Annotated in this window: 22 protein-coding genes and 1 pseudogene; 18 read left to right on the top strand and 5 right to left on the bottom strand. The window is 37.4% G+C overall.

Annotation, left to right across the window (positions count from 1 at the left end; translation table 11 throughout):
• Positions 1 to 125 precede the first annotated feature (125 nt).
• Positions 126 to 1,604: an IMP dehydrogenase gene (gene guaB, locus TZ90_RS08480; protein WP_000073418.1), complete on the top strand. Its 1,479-nt coding sequence runs from the start codon at positions 126 to 128 to the stop codon at positions 1,602 to 1,604.
• 55 nt (positions 1,605 to 1,659) lie between these two features.
• Here the strand turns inward: guaB and recF are convergent, their stop codons facing one another.
• Both recF and yaaA read right to left on the bottom strand, forming a co-directional pair.
• Complete coding sequence (recF, locus tag TZ90_RS08475) at positions 1,660 to 2,751, bottom strand: DNA replication/repair protein RecF (RefSeq protein ID WP_045612495.1); 1,092 nt, start codon at positions 2,749 to 2,751, stop codon at positions 1,660 to 1,662.
• A 2-nt stretch (positions 2,752 to 2,753) separates the two neighbouring features.
• Positions 2,754 to 3,122: a S4 domain-containing protein YaaA gene (gene yaaA / locus TZ90_RS08470; protein ID WP_045612493.1), complete on the bottom strand. Its 369-nt coding sequence runs from the start codon at positions 3,120 to 3,122 to the stop codon at positions 2,754 to 2,756.
• A 158-nt stretch (positions 3,123 to 3,280) separates the two neighbouring features.
• On the opposite strand from yaaA, the gene yfmF reads away from it, so the two are divergent.
• The 12 genes from yfmF to tsf all read left to right on the top strand — a co-directional run bounded on the left by yfmF (position 3,281) and on the right by tsf (position 14,442).
• Positions 3,281 to 4,531, top strand: coding sequence for an EF-P 5-aminopentanol modification-associated protein YfmF (gene yfmF, locus TZ90_RS08465; protein ID WP_045612492.1), 1,251 nt, complete (start codon positions 3,281 to 3,283; stop codon positions 4,529 to 4,531).
• Complete coding sequence (yfmH, locus tag TZ90_RS08460; protein ID WP_045612490.1) at positions 4,528 to 5,811, top strand: EF-P 5-aminopentanol modification-associated protein YfmH; 1,284 nt, start codon at positions 4,528 to 4,530, stop codon at positions 5,809 to 5,811. Before yfmF ends, yfmH begins: the two co-directional genes overlap by 4 nt.
• A gap of 41 nt (positions 5,812 to 5,852) precedes the next feature.
• Positions 5,853 to 6,668, top strand: a complete 816-nt coding sequence (gene rodZ / locus TZ90_RS08455; protein WP_045612488.1) for a cytoskeleton protein RodZ — start codon at positions 5,853 to 5,855, stop codon at positions 6,666 to 6,668.
• A gap of 10 nt (positions 6,669 to 6,678) precedes the next feature.
• Complete coding sequence (gene pgsA, locus TZ90_RS08450; protein ID WP_000712127.1) at positions 6,679 to 7,224, top strand: CDP-diacylglycerol--glycerol-3-phosphate 3-phosphatidyltransferase; 546 nt, start codon at positions 6,679 to 6,681, stop codon at positions 7,222 to 7,224.
• Entirely contained in the window at positions 7,221 to 8,048 is an 828-nt protein-coding gene (locus TZ90_RS08445) for an energy-coupling factor ABC transporter ATP-binding protein (protein WP_045612486.1), read from the top strand. The genes pgsA and TZ90_RS08445 overlap by 4 nt, the downstream gene beginning before the upstream one ends.
• The gene (locus TZ90_RS08440) at positions 8,033 to 8,872 is read left to right on the top strand and encodes an energy-coupling factor transporter ATPase (protein WP_000510424.1); all 840 of its coding nucleotides are present in this window, start codon (positions 8,033 to 8,035) and stop codon (positions 8,870 to 8,872) included. The genes TZ90_RS08445 and TZ90_RS08440 overlap by 16 nt, the downstream gene beginning before the upstream one ends.
• On the top strand, positions 8,865 to 9,659 hold the full coding sequence (locus TZ90_RS08435) for an energy-coupling factor transporter transmembrane component T family protein (protein ID WP_045612485.1): 795 nt from the start codon (positions 8,865 to 8,867) through the stop codon (positions 9,657 to 9,659). Before TZ90_RS08440 ends, TZ90_RS08435 begins: the two co-directional genes overlap by 8 nt.
• A 59-nt stretch (positions 9,660 to 9,718) precedes the next feature.
• The gene (gene mreC, locus TZ90_RS08430) at positions 9,719 to 10,537 is read left to right on the top strand and encodes a rod shape-determining protein MreC (RefSeq protein WP_045612483.1); all 819 of its coding nucleotides are present in this window, start codon (positions 9,719 to 9,721) and stop codon (positions 10,535 to 10,537) included.
• Positions 10,537 to 11,031 carry a rod shape-determining protein MreD gene (gene mreD, locus TZ90_RS08425; RefSeq protein ID WP_045612482.1) on the top strand — a complete coding sequence of 165 codons (495 nt, stop codon included), beginning with the start codon at positions 10,537 to 10,539 and terminating at the stop codon, positions 11,029 to 11,031. Before mreC ends, mreD begins: the two co-directional genes overlap by 1 nt.
• A 93-nt stretch (positions 11,032 to 11,124) precedes the next feature.
• Positions 11,125 to 12,318, top strand: coding sequence for a peptidoglycan hydrolase PcsB (gene pcsB, locus TZ90_RS08420; RefSeq protein WP_045612480.1), 1,194 nt, complete (start codon positions 11,125 to 11,127; stop codon positions 12,316 to 12,318).
• 225 nt (positions 12,319 to 12,543) lie between these two features.
• A complete protein-coding gene (gene rpsB / locus TZ90_RS08415; protein WP_000268459.1) occupies positions 12,544 to 13,323 on the top strand; it encodes a 30S ribosomal protein S2 in 780 nt (259 codons plus the stop codon).
• A 78-nt stretch (positions 13,324 to 13,401) separates the two neighbouring features.
• On the top strand, positions 13,402 to 14,442 hold the full coding sequence (gene tsf / locus TZ90_RS08410; protein WP_045612478.1) for a translation elongation factor Ts: 1,041 nt from the start codon (positions 13,402 to 13,404) through the stop codon (positions 14,440 to 14,442).
• A 110-nt stretch (positions 14,443 to 14,552) separates the two neighbouring features.
• Here the strand turns inward: tsf and cysK are convergent, their stop codons facing one another.
• From cysK to TZ90_RS08400, 3 genes and pseudogenes are all read right to left on the bottom strand, one after another.
• Positions 14,553 to 15,479, bottom strand: coding sequence for a cysteine synthase A (gene cysK, locus TZ90_RS08405; protein ID WP_045612477.1), 927 nt, complete (start codon positions 15,477 to 15,479; stop codon positions 14,553 to 14,555).
• A 96-nt stretch (positions 15,480 to 15,575) separates the two neighbouring features.
• Positions 15,576 to 15,671, bottom strand: a pseudogene (locus TZ90_RS10695) (PH domain-containing protein); the annotation flags it as partial.
• Positions 15,672 to 15,764: 93 nt separating this feature from the next.
• On the bottom strand, positions 15,765 to 16,400 hold the full coding sequence (locus tag TZ90_RS08400) for a YigZ family protein (RefSeq protein WP_045612475.1): 636 nt from the start codon (positions 16,398 to 16,400) through the stop codon (positions 15,765 to 15,767).
• A gap of 56 nt (positions 16,401 to 16,456) precedes the next feature.
• On the opposite strand from TZ90_RS08400, the gene TZ90_RS08395 reads away from it, so the two are divergent.
• From TZ90_RS08395 to rplI, 5 genes are all read left to right on the top strand, one after another.
• A complete protein-coding gene (locus TZ90_RS08395; RefSeq protein WP_045612473.1) occupies positions 16,457 to 17,755 on the top strand; it encodes an ATP-dependent helicase ComFA in 1,299 nt (432 codons plus the stop codon).
• Positions 17,752 to 18,414, top strand: coding sequence for a ComF family protein (locus TZ90_RS08390; protein WP_045612472.1), 663 nt, complete (start codon positions 17,752 to 17,754; stop codon positions 18,412 to 18,414). Before TZ90_RS08395 ends, TZ90_RS08390 begins: the two co-directional genes overlap by 4 nt.
• Before the next feature lie 79 nt (positions 18,415 to 18,493).
• The gene (gene hpf / locus TZ90_RS08385; RefSeq protein ID WP_004255322.1) at positions 18,494 to 19,042 is read left to right on the top strand and encodes a ribosome hibernation-promoting factor, HPF/YfiA family; all 549 of its coding nucleotides are present in this window, start codon (positions 18,494 to 18,496) and stop codon (positions 19,040 to 19,042) included.
• Positions 19,043 to 19,177: 135 nt separating this feature from the next.
• On the top strand, positions 19,178 to 21,151 hold the full coding sequence (locus tag TZ90_RS08380) for a DHH family phosphoesterase (RefSeq protein ID WP_000715142.1): 1,974 nt from the start codon (positions 19,178 to 19,180) through the stop codon (positions 21,149 to 21,151).
• Positions 21,148 to 21,600, top strand: coding sequence for a 50S ribosomal protein L9 (gene rplI, locus TZ90_RS08375; RefSeq protein ID WP_000864214.1), 453 nt, complete (start codon positions 21,148 to 21,150; stop codon positions 21,598 to 21,600). The genes TZ90_RS08380 and rplI overlap by 4 nt, the downstream gene beginning before the upstream one ends.
• The last annotated feature ends 35 nt before the right edge of the window (positions 21,601 to 21,635 follow it).

Here is a 21,635-nt window from a genome sequence, read left to right as displayed (position 1 = left end):
CTATCTCAAAGAAAAGATAGTTTTTTATTTACCCCTGTAACATTTGACAAATTTTTATAGAATGGTATGATAGATACAATATAAAAAGAGTCAAGCTCAAAAAGAAAGAAAAGAGGAAACTTCGAATGTCTAATTGGGACACTAAATTTTTGAAAAAAGGTTTTACCTTTGATGATGTATTGCTTATTCCAGCTGAAAGTCATGTGTTGCCTAACGATGCAGATTTAACAACTAAATTGGCAGATAATTTGACTTTAAATATCCCAATTATTACCGCTGCCATGGACACAGTAACAGAGAGTCAAATGGCTATTGCTATTGCTCGTGCAGGTGGTCTCGGAGTTATCCATAAAAACATGTCAATTGCTCAACAAGCAGACGAGGTTCGCAAGGTAAAACGTTCTGAAAATGGGGTTATTATTGATCCCTTCTTCTTGACGCCTGAACATACAATTGCTGAAGCAGATGAGCTTATGGGACGTTACCGCATCAGTGGTGTTCCAGTTGTTGAAACACTTGAAAATCGTAAATTGGTTGGTATTTTGACAAACCGAGATCTTCGTTTTATTTCAGATTATAACCAACCAATCTCAAATCATATGACTAGTGAAAATCTTGTTACTGCTCCTGTGGGTACAGATCTTGCAACAGCTGAGAGCATTCTTCAAGAACACCGTATTGAAAAACTTCCTTTGGTAGATGAAGAAGGTCGTCTTTCTGGTTTGATTACTATCAAAGATATTGAAAAAGTTATTGAGTTTCCAAATGCTGCTAAAGATGAGTTTGGTCGTCTCTTAGTTGCAGGTGCAGTAGGTGTTACTTCAGATACATTTGAACGTGCAGAGGCACTTTTTGAGGCAGGGGCGGATGCGATTGTTATTGATACTGCACATGGTCATTCTGCAGGTGTCTTGCGTAAAATTGCTGAGATTCGTGCTCACTTCCCAGATCGTACTTTGATTGCTGGAAATATTGCTACTGCTGAGGGAGCGCGCGCACTTTACGAAGCAGGTGTAGATGTTGTCAAGGTTGGTATTGGACCAGGTTCTATCTGTACTACTCGTGTGATTGCAGGTGTTGGTGTTCCACAAGTAACAGCTATCTACGATGCTGCAGCCGTTGCGCGTGAATATGGAAAAACGATCATTGCTGACGGTGGAATCAAGTATTCTGGAGATATTGTAAAAGCCCTTGCTGCAGGTGGAAATGCAGTTATGCTTGGATCAATGTTTGCTGGAACTGATGAAGCTCCAGGTGAAACTGAAATCTTCCAAGGACGTAAATTCAAGACATACCGTGGTATGGGTTCAATCGCAGCAATGAAGAAAGGTTCAAGCGATCGTTACTTCCAAGGTTCTGTCAATGAAGCAAATAAACTTGTTCCAGAAGGAATTGAAGGTCGTGTTGCTTATAAAGGAGCGGCAGCTGATATCGTCTTCCAAATGATTGGTGGTATTCGCTCTGGTATGGGTTACTGTGGTGCAGCTAACCTTAAAGAGTTACATGACAATGCTCAATTTATTGAAATGTCTGGTGCTGGTTTGAAAGAAAGCCATCCTCATGATGTACAAATTACTAATGAGGCACCAAATTATTCTATGTAAAAGAAATAAAGAGAACTCCCGTGAAAACAGGAGTTCTTTTACAATGTTGTCAATATTAGTTTACAACAACTTTACCACCCTGAATAGTGAAGATACTTAGATTTTCTGGTAGATTTTGAAGATGGTCTAAGCTTGTTGTTGTGATAAAGGTTTGGATTGACTGAGAAATCGTTTCTAATAATTTTAGTTGTCTAGTGTTGTCAAGTTCACTCATAACATCGTCAAGTAATAATATCGGAGATTCTGTAGTAATACTTTCCATTAATTCTATTTCTGCTAATTTTATAGAAAGTACGAGACTGCGATGTTGACCTTGACTTCCAAAGCTAGCATCCATCCCATTTATATAAAAAGAAATATCATCTCGATGAGGACCAACGCCAGTATTCTTTTTAAATAAATCTCTGGATCTACTTTTTTCTAAAGCAATTTTGAAAGATTCGGATAAGTTTTGTTTGTCAGTTATCTTGACAGAAGATTGATAAGATATTGACAACTCTTCAATCTGATTTGAGAGTTCAAAATGTTTCTTACGCCCAAATGATTCTAGTTTTTTTATGAAATCTAAGCGGTGATTCATTACACGACATCCATAATCAACTAGCTGGTCATCCAATACTGAGAGGAAGGTTTCATCTATTTTTTGAGCTGATTTTAGGTAAGTGTTTCTTTGTTTTAGGATGTGATTATAATTGGTTAAATCTGATAAATAGATTGGCTTAATTTGTCCAAGTTCCATATCAATGAATTTCCGTCGAACCGAAGGTGCTCCTTTAATTAGTTGTAAATCTTCAGGAGCAAATAAGACAACATTCATATGTCCGACATAATCTGAAAGGCGCGCCTGTTTTAAGTGATTAACTTTTGTCACACGACCTTTTTGTGTTAGTTCGATTTCTAGGGGAATGGATCCAGTTTTTTTCTGAACGAGACCTGAAAGATGAAGTTGTTCCTCATCAAAATGAATGAGATTTTTATCTGTTCGAGTTCGATGACTACGCGTTAAGGCTAAAAAATAGATAGCCTCTAGCATATTTGTTTTTCCTTGTGCATTACGTCCCAAAAAGACATTCAATTTAGGATTAAAGTCTATTTTCGTCTCTTTGTAATTACGAAAAGTTTTGAGAGATAGATGTTGTAGCCACATGATTATCTACCAGGGAATCGTGGAGCTTGTTTGCTTTTGGGTAATGAAGTAGGTTTGGATTTGTCTTTTTTAACTCCCTTATTCATCTCCTTTACAAGTTTAGCGATCCGTTCTTTTTCAACTTTATCAGCTTGGTATTCATCTTGTTCTTCAGAAGTAGGTTGTGTCAACAAGATGTCAATATTCATGTCAGGGATGTCAATTTTATCACCAATGCGAAGTTTTTTACCACGACGACTTTCTAACTCCCCATTAAAGTAAACAGAATGTTCAGAGAGAAATGATTTGATAGCTCCTCCGCTATGTGTAATTCCAAGTTCTTTGAGTAGTGCTTGGAGGGTAATAAATTCTTCAAATAATTTGTATTCCATAATTCACCTCAATCTTTGGTATTATACCATATTTTCCTAAAAATAGTGAGAGAAACTGGGAAAAATGTAAGCGATTTTTATTTCAAAAGTGTTACAGGGAACAAGAAAATTTCAGGTTTTCGTGATATAATAGAATTCTGTATATAAGGAGGTAAATCATGGAGTTAGTGCATGGAATTTCAACACATTTTATCCAATCAAAAAAGTTTAAAACGAACAAAATAACCGTGCGTTTTACAGCTCCATTATCTCTTGATACGATTGCAGGTCGCATGTTGAGTACGAGTATGCTAGAGACTGCTAATCAGATGTACCCCACTTCTCAAGATTTGAGAAGACATTTGGCCAGTCTATACGGTACAGATATGTCAACCAATTGTTTCAGAAGAGGGCAAAGTCACATTGTAGAATTGACATTTACTTATGTTTGTGATGAGTTTTTAAGTAGGAAAAATGTGCTAACTGCTCAGGTTTTGGGACTAGTAAAAGAAACTCTTTTTTCACCCGTGGTAGTTGATAATGGATTTGATCCGGCCTTATTTGAAATTGAGAAAAAGCAATTGCTAGCAAGTTTAGCAGCTGATATGGATGATTCTTTTTATTTTTCACATAAAGAATTAGACAAATTATTTTTTCATGACGAATGTCTCCAATTGGAGTATAGTGATTTACGAAATCGTATTTTAGCTGAAACTCCACAAAGTTCTTATTCTTGTTTCCAAGAATTTTTGGCCAATGATCGAATAGATTTCTTTTTCCTAGGTGATTTTAATGAGGTTGAAATTCTAAATGTATTAGAATCATTTGGTTTTAAAGGTCGAGAAGTGGATGTGAAGATTCAATATTGCCAACCTTATTCCAATATCCTTCAGGAAGGCATGGTTCGGAAAAATGTGGGACAGTCTATTTTAGAGTTGGGCTATCATTGCTCTGCTGAATATGGTGATGAGCAACATTTACCCATGATTGTAATGAATGGTTTACTGGGTGGATTTGCTCATTCTAAGCTCTTTACAAATGTCCGTGAAAATGCTGGATTAGCTTATACCATTTCAAGTCAGCTTGATTTATTTAGTGGATTTTTAAGGATGTATGCTGGCATTGATCGAGAAAATCGGAATCAGGCTCGAAAAATGATGAATAATCAACTGCTTGATTTAAAAAAAGGTTATTTTACAGACTTTGAGTTAGAACAGACCAAGGAAATGATTCGTCGGTCTTTGTTGCTTTCTCAAGATAATCAATCTTCATTGATTGAACGTGCTTATCAAAATGCCTTACTTGGAAAATCTTCAACAGACTTTAAAAGTTGGATTGAAAAACTCGAACAAATTGACAAAGACGCTATTTGTAGAGCAGCTAATAATGTGAAGCTACAGGCAATTTACTTTATGGAAGGAATAGAATGACAAAGGTTATTTTTGAAGAAAAATACTATCCAGCTGTAAAAGAAATGGTTTATCGAACTCGTTTGGCAAACGGATTGACAGTAGCTCTTCTACCTAAAAAGGAATTTAAAGAGGTTTACGGGAGTGTCACTGTTCAGTTTGGTTCGGTGGATACGCTTGTCACAGAAGTTGACAGAGATGTAAAACAATATCCTGCGGGAATTGCTCATTTTCTTGAACATAAATTATTTGAGAGAGAAGATTCTAGCGATTTGATGTCGGCTTTTACGAGTCTAGGTGCAGATAGCAATGCCTTTACAAGCTTTACAAAAACAAACTATCTTTTTTCATCTACGGATTATCTCTTAGAGAATTTAGATTTACTTGATGAATTGGTAACATCGGCACATTTTACTGAAGATTCCATTTTAAGAGAGCAGGATATTATTCAGCAAGAACGAGAAATGTATCAAGATGATCCAGATTCGTGTTTATTCTTTTCGACTTTAGCGAATTTGTATCCTGGTACATCTTTAGCAACTGATATAGTTGGAAGTGAGAAATCGATTTCCCAAATAAATTTAACTAATTTGCAAGAAAATTTTACAAAGTTTTACAAACCTGTAAATATGTCTCTGTTTTTAGTTGGTAATTTTGATGTGGAGCGAGTACAGGACTATTTCGAAAGAAAAGAACTGAAAGATTCAGATGTTCAGGAAGTATCAAAAGAAAAGTTACTTTTACAAAATGTGAAGTCAACAGACAGTATGAGAATGGAAGTATCTTCTCCCAAACTAGCGATTGGGATTAGAGGTAAGCGAGAAGTTGCTGAGGCGGATTGCTATCGACATCATATTTTATTAAAATTATTGTTTGCAATGATGTTTGGTTGGACTTCGAATCGTTTTCAAAAATTATATGAATCAGGTAAGATAGATGCTTCCTTATCTCTGGAAGTTGAAGTAACAAGTCGCTTTCATTTTGTTATGTTGACAATGGATACAAAAGAGCCAGTTGCTTTATCCCATCAGTTTAAAAAGGCTATTCGTAATTTTACAAAGGATTTAGATATTACAGAGGATCATTTAGACATTATCAAAAGAGAGATGTTTGGAGAATTTTTCAGTAGCATGAACTCTCTTGAATTTATTGCAACGCAATATGATGCTTTTGGACAAGGTGAGACAATTTTTGATTTACCAAAGATTTTACAGGAAATTACTTTAGAGGATGTCCTTGATGCTGGACATCATTTAATAGATGATGGTGACATAGTTGATTTTACAATATTCCCATCGTAGTAACCTATCATAATAGACACTAGAAAGAAGGGATGACAAGTATGAGGAAAAAAACAATTGGTGAGGTTTTACGATTAGCTAGAATCAATCAGGGATTGAGTTTAGATGAATTGCATAAAAAAACAGAAATTCAGTTGGATATGTTGGAGGCAATGGAAAATGATGATTTTGATCAACTTCCTAGTCCATTTTATACTCGTTCTTTTTTGAGAAAGTATGCGTGGGCAGTTGAACTTGATGAGCGAATTGTCTTGGATGCTTATGATTCTGGGAGCATGATTACTTATGAGGAAGTAGATGTTGATGAAGAGGAGTTGACAGGTAGGAGACGTTCAAGTAAGAAAAATAAGACATCATTTTTACCTTTATTTTATTTTTTACTCTTTGCCCTATCGATTGTAATATTTGTGACTTATTATGTTTGGAATTATCTCCAGACTCAACCGGAGCGTTCGTCTGCGTCTAGTTATAGTGTGGTCCAAGCAATAAGCTCGACTAGTTCTGTAACTTCATCTTCAAGCAGTAGTTCTTCGAATATGGAACCAGCTATAACGGTATCAGGTGAAGGAAATAGAGTAGAAGTTGCTTATAAAACGAGCAAGGAAACTGCAAAATTGCAATTATCAGTCTCAGATGCTAGAAGTTGGGTTAGTGTTTCAGAAAGTGAGCTTGAGGGTGGTGTGACCTTATCACCGGATAATAAAAGTGCGGAAACAACAGTTTCAACTAAAAATTCTGTAATCATTACTTTAGGTGTTGTCAAAGGTGTCGCTTTAACAGTAGATAATCAGACTGTTGACTTATCGAAATTAACAGCTCAGACTGGAAAAATCACTGTAACCTTTACTAAAAATTAAGGAAAAACGAATGAAAAAAGAACAAATTCCAAATCTCTTAACAATAGGTCGAATTCTCTTTATACCTATTTTTATCTTTATTTTAACGATAGGAAATTCGATAGAGAGTCATATTGTGGCAGCTATTATCTTTGCTATTGCCAGTATCACAGACTACTTAGATGGATATTTAGCTCGTAAATGGAATGTGGTCAGTAATTTTGGTAAATTTGCAGATCCTATGGCGGATAAGCTACTAGTTATGTCTGCTTTTATTATGCTGATTGAGTTAGGTATGGCTCCAGCTTGGATTGTTGCAGTGATCATCTGTCGTGAGTTGGCTGTGACAGGTTTAAGACTTTTATTAGTTGAAACTGGTGGAACAGTTTTAGCAGCAGCCATGCCTGGAAAAATTAAAACTTTCAGTCAGATGTTTGCGATTATTTTCTTGCTATTACATTGGACTTTGCTTGGTCAAGTTCTACTTTATGTAGCCTTGTTTTTCACTATCTACTCTGGCTATGATTATTTCAAGGGTAGTGCCTATGTATTTAAAGGGACATTTGGTTCGAAATGAAATCAATAATTGATGTAAAAAATCTTTCTTTTCGTTATAAGGAAAGTCAAGAATACTATGATGTGAAGGATATTACGTTTCACGTGAAACGTGGAGAATGGCTTTCGATTGTAGGTCATAATGGTAGTGGTAAATCAACGACGGTTCGATTAATTGATGGCTTACTGGAAGCAGAATCTGGAGAGATTGTAATTGATGGTCAACGTTTGACTGAGGAAAATGTTTGGAATATACGTCGTCAAATCGGTATGGTTTTTCAAAATCCAGACAATCAATTTGTTGGAGCGACTGTTGAAGATGATGTTGCCTTTGGTTTGGAAAATCAGGGACTTTCTCGTCAAGAAATGAAAAAGAGAGTGGAAGAAGCTCTGGATTTGGTTGGCATGTTGGACTTTAAAAAGAGAGAGCCAGCGCGTCTATCAGGTGGCCAAAAGCAACGTGTGGCTATTGCAGGTGTTGTAGCCCTAAGACCAGCTATTTTAATCTTAGATGAAGCAACGAGTATGTTGGATCCTGAGGGACGTAGAGAACTGATTGAGACAGTAAAAGGAATTCGGAAAGACTATGATATGACGGTCATTTCCATTACACATGATTTGGAAGAAGTTGCCATGAGTGATCGTGTGTTGATTATGAAAAAAGGGTCAATTGAATCAACTAGTAGTCCAAGGGAGCTTTTCTCTCGAAATGATTTGGATCAAATTGGATTAGACGATCCTTTTGCTAATCAATTAAAACATTCTTTGAGCCAGAATGGCTATGATTTGCCTGAAAATTATTTGACAGAAAGTGAGCTAGAGGATAAACTATGGGAATTGCTCTAGAAAATGTGAGTTTTACGTATCAAGAAGGGACTCCCTTAGCTTCAACAGCTTTGTCAGATGTTTCTTTGACGATTGAAGATGGTTCTTATACGGCTTTAATTGGCCACACAGGTAGTGGTAAATCAACTATTTTACAACTTTTAAATGGTTTGTTGGTGCCAAGTCAAGGGAGTGTGCGAGTTTTTGATACCTTAATCACTTCGACTTCTAAAAATAAAGATATTCGTCAAATTAGAAAACAGGTTGGCTTGGTATTTCAGTTTGCTGAAAATCAGATTTTTGAAGAAACGGTTTTGAAGGATGTTGCTTTTGGACCGCAAAATTTTGGAGTTTCTGAAGAAGATGCGGAGCAGATTGCGCGTGAGAAACTGGCTCTGGTTGGAATTGATGAATCACTTTTTGATCGCAGTCCGTTTGAGTTATCAGGTGGACAAATGAGACGTGTGGCCATTGCAGGCATACTTGCCATGGAACCAGCTATATTAGTCTTAGATGAACCCACAGCAGGCCTGGATCCTCTGGGAAGAAAAGAGTTGATGAATTTGTTCAAAAAGCTCCATCAGTCAGGGATGACCATCGTCTTAGTAACACATTTGATGGATGATGTTGCTGAATATGCGAACCAGGTATATGTGATGGAAAAGGGACGTTTAGTTAAGTTTGGTAAACCGAGTGATGTCTTTCAAGATGTTGTTTTTATGGAAGAAGTGCAGTTGGGAGTACCTAAAATTACAGCTTTTTGTAAACGATTGGCTGATAGAGGCGTGTCATTTAAACGATTACCGATTAAGATAGAGGAGTTCAAGGAGTCGCTAAATGGATAGTATGATTTTGGGGCGTTATATCCCAGGGGATTCGATAGTTCACCGATTGGATCCACGCAGCAAATTACTGGCTATGATGCTACTGATTTTGATCGTTTTTTGGGCTAATAATCCCTTGACGAATCTAATTCTTTTTATGGTGACAGGGATATTTATTGCCTTGTCAGGAGTATCTCTTTCATTCTTTATTCAGGGCTTGAAATCTATGTTTTTCTTGATTGCCTTCACAACTATTTTTCAATTGTTTTTCATTTCTAATGGGAATGTTTTGTTTGAGTTTTCGTTTGTGAGAATTACGGATTATGCTTTGCAACAAGCTGGAATTATCTTTTGTCGCTTTGTATTGATTATTTTCTTTTCAACTTTGTTAACCTTAACGACCATGCCCTTAAGTTTGGCATCAGCTGTCGAAGCTTTGTTAGCGACTTTAAAGCGTGTGAAAGTTCCAGTTCATGAAATCGGTTTGATGCTGTCTATGAGTTTGCGTTTTGTCCCAACCTTGATGGATGATACGACGCGGATTATGAATGCACAGAAAGCGCGTGGAGTGGATTTTGGAGAAGGAAGTATTGTTCAAAAGGTGAAGGCTATGATTCCCATTTTGATTCCTCTTTTTGCGACAAGTTTAAAACGTGCAGATTCCTTGGCTATCGCCATGGAAGCGCGTGGTTATCAGGGTGGAAAAGGGAGAAGTCAATACAGACAATTGAAATGGACTCGAAAGGATACGCTGACCATTATTGTTGTTCTCGTACTTGGTTGTTGTTTATTTTTCTTAAAATCTTAGTAGATTTCAGGAATTGATAAAAAAGTTACTGTAACAGTTTTTGATATAAAGGTAGGGATATGAACCGTTTTAAAAAATCAAAATATGTCATTATTGTTTTTGTCACTGTTCTGCTTGTCTCAGCTCTCTTGGCGACGACTTATTCAAGTACAATTGTGACAAAATTAGGAGATGGAATCTCATTGGTTGATAGGGTTGTGCAAAAACCTTTTCAGTGGTTTGATTCTGTCAAATCAGATTTGGCTCATTTAACACGAACATATAATGAAAATGAAAGTTTGAAGAAACAGATTTATCAATTAGAAGTTAAATCAAATGTGGCGGAAAGTTTAAAGACAGAAAATGAACAATTGCGCCAATTGCTTGATATGAAGTCCAAGTTGCAAGCTACAAAGACTTTAGCAGCAGATGTTATTATGCGTTCTCCAGTATCTTGGAAGCAGGAGTTGACCCTGGATGCAGGCAAATCAAAAGGGGCTTCTGAGAACATGTTAGCCATTGCAAATGGTGGTTTGATTGGGAGCGTTTCAAAAGTAGAGGAGAACTCTACTATGGTTAACCTTCTGACAAATACAGAAAATGCTGATAAGATTTCTGTTAAAATTCAACATGGTTCTACTACAATTTATGGGATTATTGTTGGCTATGACAAGGAAAATGAAGTTCTTAAAATTAGTCAATTAAATAGTAACAGCGATATTAGTGCAGGAGATAAGGTGATCACTGGTGGATTAGGAAACTTTAATGTTGCGGATATTCCTGTTGGTGAAGTGGTTGCCACAACGCATAGTACAGATTATTTGACACGAGAAGTAACTGTTAAATTGAGTGCAGATACTCATAATGTGGATGTGATAGAATTAGTGGGGAATTCATAATGAGACAGTTGAAGCGAGTTGGAGTGTTTTTATTGCTTCCTTTCTTTGTTCTAATTGATGCCCATATTAGCCAGCTTCTGGGGTCATTTTTTCCCCATGTACATTTGGCTAGTCATTTTCTGTTTTTGTTTCTTTTATTCGAGACGATTGAAGTATCAGAGTATTTCTATTTAGCTTATTGTTTTGTAGTTGGTTTGGTTTATGATATTTACTTTTTCCACTTGATTGGAATTGCGACTCTGTTGTTCGTCTTGTTGGGGGTATTCATCCATAAATTTAATAGTATTATTTTATTGAATCGTTGGACGAGAATGTTAGCAATTATTGTCATGACTTTTCTATTTGAAATGGGGGCTTACATACTTGCAAAAGCGGTAGGTTTAACTGTGGATAGTATGTCTTTATTCATAGTCTATAGTTTAGTTCCATCAATGATTTTGAACCTTATATGGATGATTATTTTTCAGTTTATTTTTGAAAAATTTTACCTATAAGAAAGAAATAAAAATGTAACAAAGGCGTAATATTCATTAGGCCTTTTTTTGGTATACTAGTAATGTCTTTAAAAGAAGGAGTATCTACGCAATATGAAGAAAAAAATCTTAGCGTCACTTTTACTAAGTACAGTAATGGTTTCTCAAGCAGCTGTTTTAACAACTGCGCATGCAGAAACTACTGATGACAAAATTGCTGCTCAAGATAATAAAATTAGTAACTTAACAGCACAACAACAAGAAGCCCAAAAACAAGTTGATCAAATTCAGGAGCAAGTGTCTGCTATTCAAACAGAGCAATCAAACTTGCAATCTGAAAATGATAGATTACAAGCAGAATCTAAAAAGCTTGAGGGTGAAATTACAGAACTATCTAAGAATATTGTATCTCGTAATGATTCTTTGCAAAAACAAGCTCGTAGTGCTCAAACAAATGGAGCTGCAACAAACTACATCAATACAATTGTAAATTCGAAATCAATTACAGAAGCTATTTCACGTGTTGCTGCAATGAGTGAAATCGTATCTGCAAACAACAAGATGTTGGAACAACAAAAAGCAGATAAAAAAGCTATTTCTGAAAAACAAGTAGCAAATAATGATGCTATCAATACAGTTATTGCAAATCAGCAAAAACTAGCTGATGATGCTCAAACATTAACTACAAAACAAGCAGAGTTGAAAGCTGCCGAATTGAATCTTGCTGCTGAAAAGGCTACTGCAGAGGATGAAAAAGCAAGTTTACTTGAGAAAAAAGCTGCAGCGGAAGCGGAAGCTAAAGCAGCTGCAGAAGCAGAAGCTGCTTATAAAGCTAAACAAGCAAGTCAACAACAAACAGTCGTTGCTTCTGGAAATACAACTTTTACAGCAGAAGTTCAAGCAGTATCTAGCTCATCTGAATCATCTTCAAGTTACACACCTGCACCAGTAAAACATCGTCCAACATACAGTACAAATGCTTCAAGTTATCCAACTGGTGAGTGTACATGGGGAGCTAAAACCTTGGCCCCTTGGGCTGGAGACTACTGGGGTAATGGAGCACAGTGGGCTACAAGTGCAGCTGCTGCAGGTTTCCGTACAGGATCTACGCCTGAAGTTGGTGCGATTGCATGTTGGAATGATGGCGGATATGGACACGTAGCAGTAGTTACAGCTGTTTCATCATCAACAAGTATCCAAGTATCTGAATCAAACTATGGTGGAAATCGTACAATCGGAAACAAACGTGGATGGTTCAATCCTACTACAACTTCAGAAGGTTTTGTAACATATATCTATCCAAACTAATGAATGAAACGAAGAGGCTCTATTCGAGTCTCTTTTATGATTTATATAGTTAACTTACTTTAAAAATCTACTAAAACAGCTTGAAAATATTGAAAAAGTATGGTAAAATGAAACTTGTCGTGTGAACGATAATACTCATTCTTGATGAATTGTGAAACAGTTGCCCTTGGGTCGTTTTGCGAGTTGAAGTCAAGAAGAGGAAAAAAACAAAAAGGAGAAATACTCATGGCAGTAATTTCAATGAAACAACTTCTTGAGGCTGGTGTACACTTTGGTCACCAAACTCGTCGCTGGAACCCTAAGATGGCTAAGTACATCTTCACTGAGCGTAACGGAATCCACGTTATCGACTTGCAACAAACTGTAAAATACGCTGACCAAGCATACGACTTCATGCGTGATGCAGCAGCTAACGATGCAGTTGTATTGTTCGTTGGTACTAAGAAACAAGCAGCTGATGCAGTTGCTGAAGAAGCAGTACGTTCAGGTCAATACTTCATCAACCACCGTTGGTTGGGTGGAACTCTTACAAACTGGGGAACAATCCAAAAACGTATCGCTCGTTTGAAAGAAATTAAACGTATGGAAGAAGATGGAACTTTCGAAGTTCTTCCTAAGAAAGAAGTTGCACTTCTTAACAAACAACGTGCACGTCTTGAAAAATTCTTGGGTGGTATCGAAGATATGCCTCGTATCCCAGATGTGATGTACGTAGTTGACCCACATAAAGAGCAAATCGCTGTTAAAGAAGCTAAAAAATTGGGAATCCCAGTTGTAGCGATGGTTGACACAAACACTGATCCAGATGATATCGATGTAATCATCCCAGCTAACGATGACGCTATCCGCGCTGTTAAATTGATTACAGCTAAATTGGCTGACGCTATCATTGAAGGACGTCAAGGTGAAGATGCAGCAGCAGTTGAAGCAGAATTTGCAGCTTCAGAAGCTCAAGCAGATTCAATCGAAGAAATCGTTGAAGTTGTAGAAGGCGACAACGCTTAATTCATATAAATAGTAATTACCTAGGAGGGCGGGGCTTAGCCCGGCTCTCCTATTTTTAAAAAATATAGGAGAATCAAAATGGCAGAAATTACAGCTAAACTTGTAAAAGAGTTGCGTGAAAAATCTGGTGCCGGAGTTATGGACGCTAAAAAAGCGCTTGTAGAAACAGACGGTGACATCGAAAAAGCGATTGAATTGCTTCGTGAAAAAGGTATGGCTAAGGCAGCTAAGAAAGCTGACCGTGTTGCTGCAGAAGGTTTGACTGGTGTTTATGTTAACGGTAATGTTGCAGCAGTTATTGAAGTAAACGCTGAAACTGACTTCGTTGCGAAAAACGCTCAATTCGTTGAATTGGTAAATACTACAGCTAAAGTTATTGTCGAAGGAAAACCTGCTAACAATGAAGAAGCTCTTGCTTTGACAATGCCTTCAGGTGAAACTCTTGAAGCTGCATACGTATCTGCAACAGCAACTATCGGAGAAAAAATCTCATTCCGTCGCTTTGCATTGATTGAAAAAACAGACGCACAACACTTTGGAGCTTACCAACATAACGGTGGACGTATCGGTGTTATTTCAGTTGTTGAAGGTGGAGATGAAGCTCTTGCTAAACAATTGTCAATGCATATCGCAGCGATGAAACCAACAGTTCTTTCTTATAAAGAATTGGATGAGCAATTCGTTAAAGATGAGTTGGCACAATTGAACCACGTAATCGACCAAGACAATGAAAGCCGTGCAATGGTCAACAAACCAGCTCTTCCACACTTGAAGTATGGATCAAAAGCTCAATTGACTGATGATGTTATTGCCCAAGCTGAAGCTGACATCAAAGCTGAATTGGCTGCAGAAGGCAAACCAGAAAAAATCTGGGATAAAATCATCCCAGGTAAAATGGATCGCTTCATGCTTGATAACACTAAAGTTGACCAAGCTTACACACTTCTTGCACAAGTATACATCATGGATGACAGCAAGACAGTTGAAGCATACCTTGAATCAGTTAACGCTTCAGTAGTTGAGTTCGCTCGCTTTGAAGTTGGTGAAGGTATCGAAAAAGCTGCAAACGACTTCGAAGCTGAAGTTGCAGCTACAATGGCAGCAGCCTTGAATAACTAATAATAAAAAGGAAGCCAAATTGCTTCCTTTTTCTATGCAGTCGATCTTTATAGGTACTTTTAAGGTATAAATAAAAAGCCCTATAATAAGGGCTAAGTGTATTTAGGAGACTACACTTCAAATTCATAGAGTGCTGTAGAGAGATAACGTTCGCCGTTATCTGGTGCTAGAGCAAGTACTTTCTTACCTGTACCTAATTTCTTAGCAACTTCAATGGCTCCATAGATAGCTGCAGCTGAAGAAATCCCTACAAGGAATCCTTCTTTTCCACCAATTTCACGTCCAAGTGCGAGAGCATCGTCTGATGTTACACGAACGATACCATCATAGGCTTTAGTATCAAGTGTATCAGGAATAAATCCAGCTGAGATACCTTGAATTTTGTGTGGTCCTGGTTTTTCACCAGATAGAATAGCAGATTCGTCAGCTTCCACTGCATAAACTTGAATGTTTGAATTTGCTGTTTTGAGTGCATGAGAAACACCAGAAATTGTTCCACCGGTACCAACTCCAGCAACAAAGGCATCTAATCCATCTTTACCGAAAGCAGCTAGTATCTCAGCTCCTGTTGTTCTTTCGTGTACTTCTGGATTAGCTGGATTGTCAAATTGAAGAGGAAGGAAACCATCGCGTTCAGCAGCGATTTCTTGTGCTTTGGCGATAGCACCTTTCATTCCTTCGCTACCAGGAGTGAGGACGAGTTCAGCTCCATAGGCTTGGATAATCTTACGGCGTTCTACACTCATAGTTTCAGGCATAACAATGACAACTTTATACCCTTTAGCAGCACCTACCCATGAGAGTCCAATACCAGTGTTTCCACTTGTTGCTTCAACAATGGTAGCACCCGGTTTTAGAATACCGTCTTGTTCAGCTTTTTCAATCATGCTAAGAGCAATACGGTCTTTTACAGAAGAACCAGGGTTGAATGCTTCAAGTTTTACATAGACATCCGCAGCACCTTCTGGCACAATATTGTTGAGTTTAACAATCGGAGTTTGACCGATTAGTTCAGTAATGTTGTTATAAATAGACATATGAATACCTCTTTGTATAAGATATTTCTAGTATAACGCTATCTATACCATTTGTAAAATATAGAAATCCTATCGAAGCGATAGGATTTTTTTATATCATAGGTCTAAGCCATTAATTTTTAAGTGATTGTGACAAGCTAATTCTAGTAAATAGGTGAAAAGGAGAACGCTATCCGTTTTCTTTTTGAATTGCTTCATTTTCTAGTAGGTCTTGGCAAGTATCTTTTTATGTTGCTAATTAAAGTAGCGGTGAGAATGTCAGTAAAAAACTGTATTATCTATTATTTACACTAAGTTTACAGGAACTTCAACTTCTCGTAAACCTTGATCAGTTAAAGTGACCTTTCCATTAAAAAACTCTACAAGTGCAGCTTTAATAGTTTCTTTTTCTTTTTTATCAACATAAATCATCGTATAGACTTGATCTGTAAAGTTTGTATCCAGCTCCATGAGACTATGTTCTTTAAGGAAGTTATTGTACTCTTGGTACTGAGCGTAGGACATTTGAATAGCAATTCCAGCCTGTTCCTTTATTTCAATGATGCCAATTTCTTTGACAGCTAAAGCTACACTACCAGCGTAAGCACGAATCAATCCTCCAGCACCTAGTTTAATGCCACCAAAGTAGCGTGTCACTATCACACAGACATTGGTGAGATTGTGATTTTCTAGTACCCCTAGCATGGGAACGCCAGCAGTACCACTGGGTTCACCATCATCACTTGTACGTTTGATTTCACTACGTTCTCCAATAATGAAGGCAGAGCAGTTATGCGTCGCTTTGTAGTGTTCTTTTTTGATGGTGGTGATGAATTCACGAGCCTCTTCTTCGCTATAAACACGCTTGGCATGACAGATAAAGCGGGATTTTTTGATTTCTTCTTGGACTTGTCCGTCCTCTTTAATTGTTCTAAATTCCATGATTTAATTGTACTAAAAAATCATCTAAAGCGCTAGGTTTTTACGAATAAAGAAGTATGAAAGTAAATCCAAATTATCTCGGTCGTTTGTTTACTGAGAATGAATTAACAAAAGAGGAACGTCAGTTGGCGGAGAAACTTCCAGCAATGAGAAAGGAGAAAGGGAAACTTTTCTGTCAACGTTGTGATAGTGCTATTTTAGATGAATGGTATTTGCCCATCGGTGCTTATTATTGTAGGGAGTGTTTACTGATGAAGCGAGTCAGGAGTGATCAAGCTTTATACTATTTTCCGCAGGAGGATTTTGCGAAGCAAGATATTCTCAAATGGCGCGGTCAATTAACTCCTTTTCAAGAGAAGGTGTCAGAGGGACTAATTCAAGCTGTAGACAAGCAGGAACCAACCTTGGTTCACGCTGTAACAGGAGCTGGAAAGACAGAAATGATTTATCAAGTAGTAGCTAAAGTGATCAATGCGGGTGGTGCAGTATGCTTGGCTAGTCCTCGCATAGATGTTTGTTTGGAGCTGTACAAGCGCCTGCAAGATGATTTTGCTTGCGAGATATCTTTACTACACGGAGAATCAGAGCCGTATTTTCGAACACCACTAGTTGTTGCGACGACCCATCAGTTATTGAAGTTTTATCAAGCTTTTGATTTGCTGATAGTGGATGAAGTAGATGCCTTTCCTTATGTTGACAATCCCAAGCTTTACCATGCTGTCAAGAATAGTGTAAAGGAGAATGGACTGAGAATCTTTTTAACAGCGACTTCGACTGATGAGTTAGATAGGAAGGTTCGCATAGGAGAACTAAAACGATTGAGTTTGCCAAGACGATTTCATGGAAATCCGTTGATTATTCCTAAACCTGTCTGGTTATCCGATTTTAATCACTGTTTAGAGAAAAATCGGTTGTCACCAAAGTTAAAGTCCTATATTGAGAAGCAGAGAAAGACAGCTTATCCGTTACTCATTTTTGCTTCAGAAATTAAGAAAGGGGAGCAGTTAAAAGAAATCTTACAGGAGCAATTTCCAAATGAGAAAATTGGCTTTGTATCTTCTGTAACAGAAGATAGATTAGAACAGGTACAAGCTTTTCGAGATGGAGAACTGACAATACTTATCAGTACGACAATATTGGAGCGTGGAGTTACCTTCCCTTGTGTGGATGTTTTTGTAGTAGAGGCCAATCATCGTCTTTTTACCAAGTCTAGTTTAATACAGATTGGAGGACGTGTCGGTCGGAGTATGGACAGACCGACAGGAGATTTGCTTTTCTTCCATGATGGGTTAAATACTTCAATCAAGAAGGCAATTAAGGAAATTCAGCAGATGAATAAGGAAGCGGGTCTATGAGGTGCTTATTGTGCGGGCAGACTATGAAGGCTGTTTTAACTTTTAGTAGTCTCTTACTTCTGAGGAATGATGTCTCATGTCTTTGTTTAGATTGTGATTCTACTTTTGAGAAAATTGGAGAAGAGTACTGTCCAAACTGTATGAAAACAGGATTGTCAACAAAGTGTCAAGATTGTCAATTTTGGTGTAAAGAAGGAATTGAGGTCAGTCATAGAGGGATTTTTACTTACAATCAAGCTATGAAGGATTTTTTCAGTCGGTATAAGTTTGATGGAGACTTCCTTTTAAGAAAAGTTTTTGCTTCATTTTTAAGTGAGGAGTTGAAAAAGTACAAAGAGTATCAATTTGTCGTAATTCCCCTAAGTCCTGAAAGATTACTTGAGAGGGGATTTAACCAGGTTGAAGGTTTAGTTGAAGCAGCAGGGTTCTCTTTTCAAGACTTACTAGAGAAGAGAGAAGAGCGGGCCAGTTCTTCTAAAAATCGTTCAGAACGCTTGGGGACAGAACTTCCTTTCTTTATTAAAAGGGGAGTCACTATTCCTAAAAAAATCCTACTTATAGATGACATTTACACTACTGGAACAACTATAAATCGTGTGAAGAAACTGTTGGAAGAGGCTGGTGCTGAAGATGTAAAAACATTTTCCCTTGTAAGATGAGGAAAAAATTTGCAAAACTAAAATGAAAGCGTTATAATGAAATCAGAAAAACAAAAATGTTTAGAAAGAAGGTACTCATATGATTAAATATAGTATCCGTGGTGAAAACCTAGAAGTAACAGAAGCAATTCGTGATTATGTAGTTTCTAAACTCGAAAAGATCGAAAAGTATTTTCAAGCTGAACAAGAGTTGGATGCTCGAGTTAACTTGAAGGTGTATCGTGAAAAAACGGCTAAAGTGGAGGTGACGATTCCGCTTGGCTCAATTACTCTTCGTGCAGAAGATGTGTCTCAAGATATGTATGGTTCAATTGACCTTGTAACTGATAAAATTGAACGTCAGATTCGTAAAAATAAAACAAAAATCGAGCGTAAAAATAAAAACAAGGTAGCAACTAGTCAATTATTTACAGATGCTTTGGTGGAAGATACAAATGTTGTCCAATCTAGAGTGGTTCGTTCAAAACAAATTGATTTAAAACCAATGGATTTGGAAGAAGCTATTCTACAGATGGATTTGTTGGGACATGATTTTTTTATCTATGTGGATGTTGAAGATCAGACAACCAATGTGATTTATCGTCGTGAGGATGGCGAAATTGGTTTGTTAGAAGTTAAAGAATCTTAATTTCAATATGTGTAAAGGAAGGTTTACTGAATTGTAAACCTCCTTTTTCTTATAATTGATAGAATTACTGATTACACCTTTAAAAAGTCGCTTTTTGGTGGTTATTATGGTATAATGGGTGCCAAGAGGTTTGGAATGAAAAAATTTTATGTAAGTCCTATTTTCCCCTTAATATTAGGAATAGTGGCGTTCGGAGTGCTATCTGTGCAACTTGTTTTTGTAACGAATACACTGGTAACGCTATTTCTTTTGCTACTTATTTTGGGTTCATATAGTTTATTATTCATCCATCAGAGAGACTACTACTCAAAGAGTGAAGTAGAACAAATCCAGTATGTAAACCACCAAGCTGAAGAAAGTTTGACAACCTTGTTAGAACAGATGCCTGTCGGAGTTATTAAATTAGACTTGTCGTCAGGTGAAGTTGAATGGTTTAATCCTTATGCTGAATTGATTTTGACTAATGAAGTGGGCGAGATTGATGTTGCATTAATTCAAACAATTATCAAGGCATCGGTAGGAAATCCAGGTTCTTATGCTACCTTGGGTGAGACCCGCTATTCGGTTCATATGGACAAGGTGTCTGGAGTTCTTTACTTCTTTGATGTGTCTGGAGAATACGAAGCGACTGTTGAGTTAGTAACGAGTCGACCTGTGATTGGGGTCGTTTCCGTTGACAACTATGATGATTTAGAAGATGAAACATCGGAGTCTGATATCAGTCATATCAATAGTTTTGTAGCCAATTTTGTTTCAGAATTTGCTGGTAAACATGCCATGTTCTCCCGTCGAGTAAGTATGGATCGCTTTTATCTATTTACGGACTACACGGTGCTTGAGGGATTGATGAACGATAAATTTTCTGTTATTGATTCTTTCAGAGAAGAGTCGAAACAGAGACAGTTGCCATTGACCTTAAGTATGGGCTTTTCTTATGGTGATGGAAATCATGATGAGATAGGGAAAGTTGCATTGCTCAACTTAAACTTGGCTGAAGTACGTGGTGGCGACCAGGTGGTTGTCAAGGAGAATGACGAAACGAAAAATCCCGTTTATTTTGGTGGTGGATCTGCGGCGTCAATCAAGCGTACAAGGACACGTACGCGCGCTATGATGACAGCTATTTCAGATAAAATTAGAAGTGTAGATCAGGTTTTTGTAGTTGGTCACAAAAATCTTGATATGGATGCTTTGGGTTCTGCTGTAGGTATGCAGTTATTTGCTAGTAATGTAACAGAAAATAGTTATGCTCTTTATGATGAAAATCAGATGTCTCCGGATATTGAACGAGCTGTTTCATTCTTAGAAAAAGAAGGAGTTACGAAGTTGTTGTCTGTTAAGGATGCAATGGGGATGGTGACCAATCGTTCTTTGTTGATTCTTGTAGACCATTCAAAGACAGCCTTAACTTTATCAAAAGCTTTTTATGATTTATTTACCCAAACCATCGTCATCGACCACCACAGACGGGATCAGGATTTTCCAGATAATGCGGTTATTACTTATATCGAAAGTGGTGCAAGTAGTGCCAGTGAGTTGGTAACGGAATTGATTCAGTTCCAGAATTCTAAGAAAAATCGTTTGAGTCGTATGCAAGCAAGTGTCTTGATGGCTGGTATGATGTTGGATACTAAAAATTTCACCTCACGAGTGACTAGTCGGACATTTGATGTTGCTAGCTATCTCAGAACGAGAGGAAGTGATAGTATTGCTATCCAAGAAATTGCTGCGACAGATTTTGAAGAATATCGTGAGGTCAATGAACTGATTTTACAGGGGCGTAAATTAGGTTCAGATGTACTAATAGCAGAGGCTAAGGACTCGAAATGCTATGATACAGTTGTTATTAGTAAGGCAGCAGATGCCATGTTAGCTATGTCAGGTATTGAAGCGAGTTTTGTTCTTGCGAAGAATACACAAGGATTTATCTCTATCTCAGCTCGCAGTCGTAGTAAGCTGAATGTACAACGGATTATGGAAGAGCTGGGAGGTGGAGGCCACTTTAATTTGGCAGCAGCTCAAATTAAGGATTCAACCTTGTCAGAAGCAGGGGAAAAACTGACAGAAATTGTATTAAATGAAATAAAGGAAAAGGAGAAAGAAGAATGAAAGTAATCTTTTTAGCAGATGTCAAAGGAAAAGGTAAAAAAGGCGAAATTAAGGAAGTACCAACAGGGTATGCGCAAAACTTTCTTATCAAAAAGAATCTAGCCAAAGAAGCGACTGCTCAAGCTGTAGGTGAACTTCGTGGTAAACAAAAATCAGAAGAGAAAGCTCACGCTGAGATGATTGCAGAAGCAAAAGCAATTAAAGCCCAACTAGAAGCAGAAGAAACGGTTGTAGAATTTGTTGAAAAAGTTGGTCCAGATGGCCGTACTTTTGGTTCTATTACCAATAAGAAAATTGCAGAAGAATTGCAAAAGCAATTTGGAATTAAGATTGATAAACGTCATATCCAAGTACAAGCTCCGATTCGAGCGGTTGGTTTGATTGATGTACCAGTGAAAATCTATCAAGATATCACAAGTGTGATCAATCTTCGTGTGAAAGAAGGGTAAATTTACACTTTCTTGACAAGATTGTAAAAGGAAGG

The sequence above is a fragment of the Streptococcus mitis genome (assembly GCF_000960005.1).
Lineage (GTDB): Bacteria > Bacillota > Bacilli > Lactobacillales > Streptococcaceae > Streptococcus > Streptococcus mitis_CK.
This window is presented reverse-complemented; position numbering and strand designations above follow the sequence as displayed.

Bases quoted from the DNA above. Each gene is read 5' to 3' on its own strand.
- guaB (WP_000073418.1), top strand. From the start codon at position 126: ATGTCTAATTGGGACACTAAATTTTTGAAAAAAGGTTTTACCTTTGAT.
- recF (WP_045612495.1), bottom strand. From the start codon at position 2,751: ATGTGGCTACAACATCTATCTCTCAAAACTTTTCGTAATTACAAAGAG.
- yaaA (WP_045612493.1), bottom strand. From the start codon at position 3,122: ATGGAATACAAATTATTTGAAGAATTTATTACCCTCCAAGCACTACTC.
- yfmF (WP_045612492.1), top strand. From the start codon at position 3,281: ATGGAGTTAGTGCATGGAATTTCAACACATTTTATCCAATCAAAAAAG.
- yfmH (WP_045612490.1), top strand. From the start codon at position 4,528: ATGACAAAGGTTATTTTTGAAGAAAAATACTATCCAGCTGTAAAAGAA.
- rodZ (WP_045612488.1), top strand. From the start codon at position 5,853: ATGAGGAAAAAAACAATTGGTGAGGTTTTACGATTAGCTAGAATCAAT.
- pgsA (WP_000712127.1), top strand. From the start codon at position 6,679: ATGAAAAAAGAACAAATTCCAAATCTCTTAACAATAGGTCGAATTCTC.
- TZ90_RS08445 (WP_045612486.1), top strand. From the start codon at position 7,221: ATGAAATCAATAATTGATGTAAAAAATCTTTCTTTTCGTTATAAGGAA.
- TZ90_RS08440 (WP_000510424.1), top strand. From the start codon at position 8,033: ATGGGAATTGCTCTAGAAAATGTGAGTTTTACGTATCAAGAAGGGACT.
- TZ90_RS08435 (WP_045612485.1), top strand. From the start codon at position 8,865: ATGGATAGTATGATTTTGGGGCGTTATATCCCAGGGGATTCGATAGTT.
- mreC (WP_045612483.1), top strand. From the start codon at position 9,719: ATGAACCGTTTTAAAAAATCAAAATATGTCATTATTGTTTTTGTCACT.
- mreD (WP_045612482.1), top strand. From the start codon at position 10,537: ATGAGACAGTTGAAGCGAGTTGGAGTGTTTTTATTGCTTCCTTTCTTT.
- pcsB (WP_045612480.1), top strand. From the start codon at position 11,125: ATGAAGAAAAAAATCTTAGCGTCACTTTTACTAAGTACAGTAATGGTT.
- rpsB (WP_000268459.1), top strand. From the start codon at position 12,544: ATGGCAGTAATTTCAATGAAACAACTTCTTGAGGCTGGTGTACACTTT.
- tsf (WP_045612478.1), top strand. From the start codon at position 13,402: ATGGCAGAAATTACAGCTAAACTTGTAAAAGAGTTGCGTGAAAAATCT.
- cysK (WP_045612477.1), bottom strand. From the start codon at position 15,479: ATGTCTATTTATAACAACATTACTGAACTAATCGGTCAAACTCCGATT.
- TZ90_RS08400 (WP_045612475.1), bottom strand. From the start codon at position 16,400: ATGGAATTTAGAACAATTAAAGAGGACGGACAAGTCCAAGAAGAAATC.
- TZ90_RS08395 (WP_045612473.1), top strand. From the start codon at position 16,457: ATGAAAGTAAATCCAAATTATCTCGGTCGTTTGTTTACTGAGAATGAA.
- TZ90_RS08390 (WP_045612472.1), top strand. From the start codon at position 17,752: ATGAGGTGCTTATTGTGCGGGCAGACTATGAAGGCTGTTTTAACTTTT.
- hpf (WP_004255322.1), top strand. From the start codon at position 18,494: ATGATTAAATATAGTATCCGTGGTGAAAACCTAGAAGTAACAGAAGCA.
- TZ90_RS08380 (WP_000715142.1), top strand. From the start codon at position 19,178: ATGAAAAAATTTTATGTAAGTCCTATTTTCCCCTTAATATTAGGAATA.
- rplI (WP_000864214.1), top strand. From the start codon at position 21,148: ATGAAAGTAATCTTTTTAGCAGATGTCAAAGGAAAAGGTAAAAAAGGC.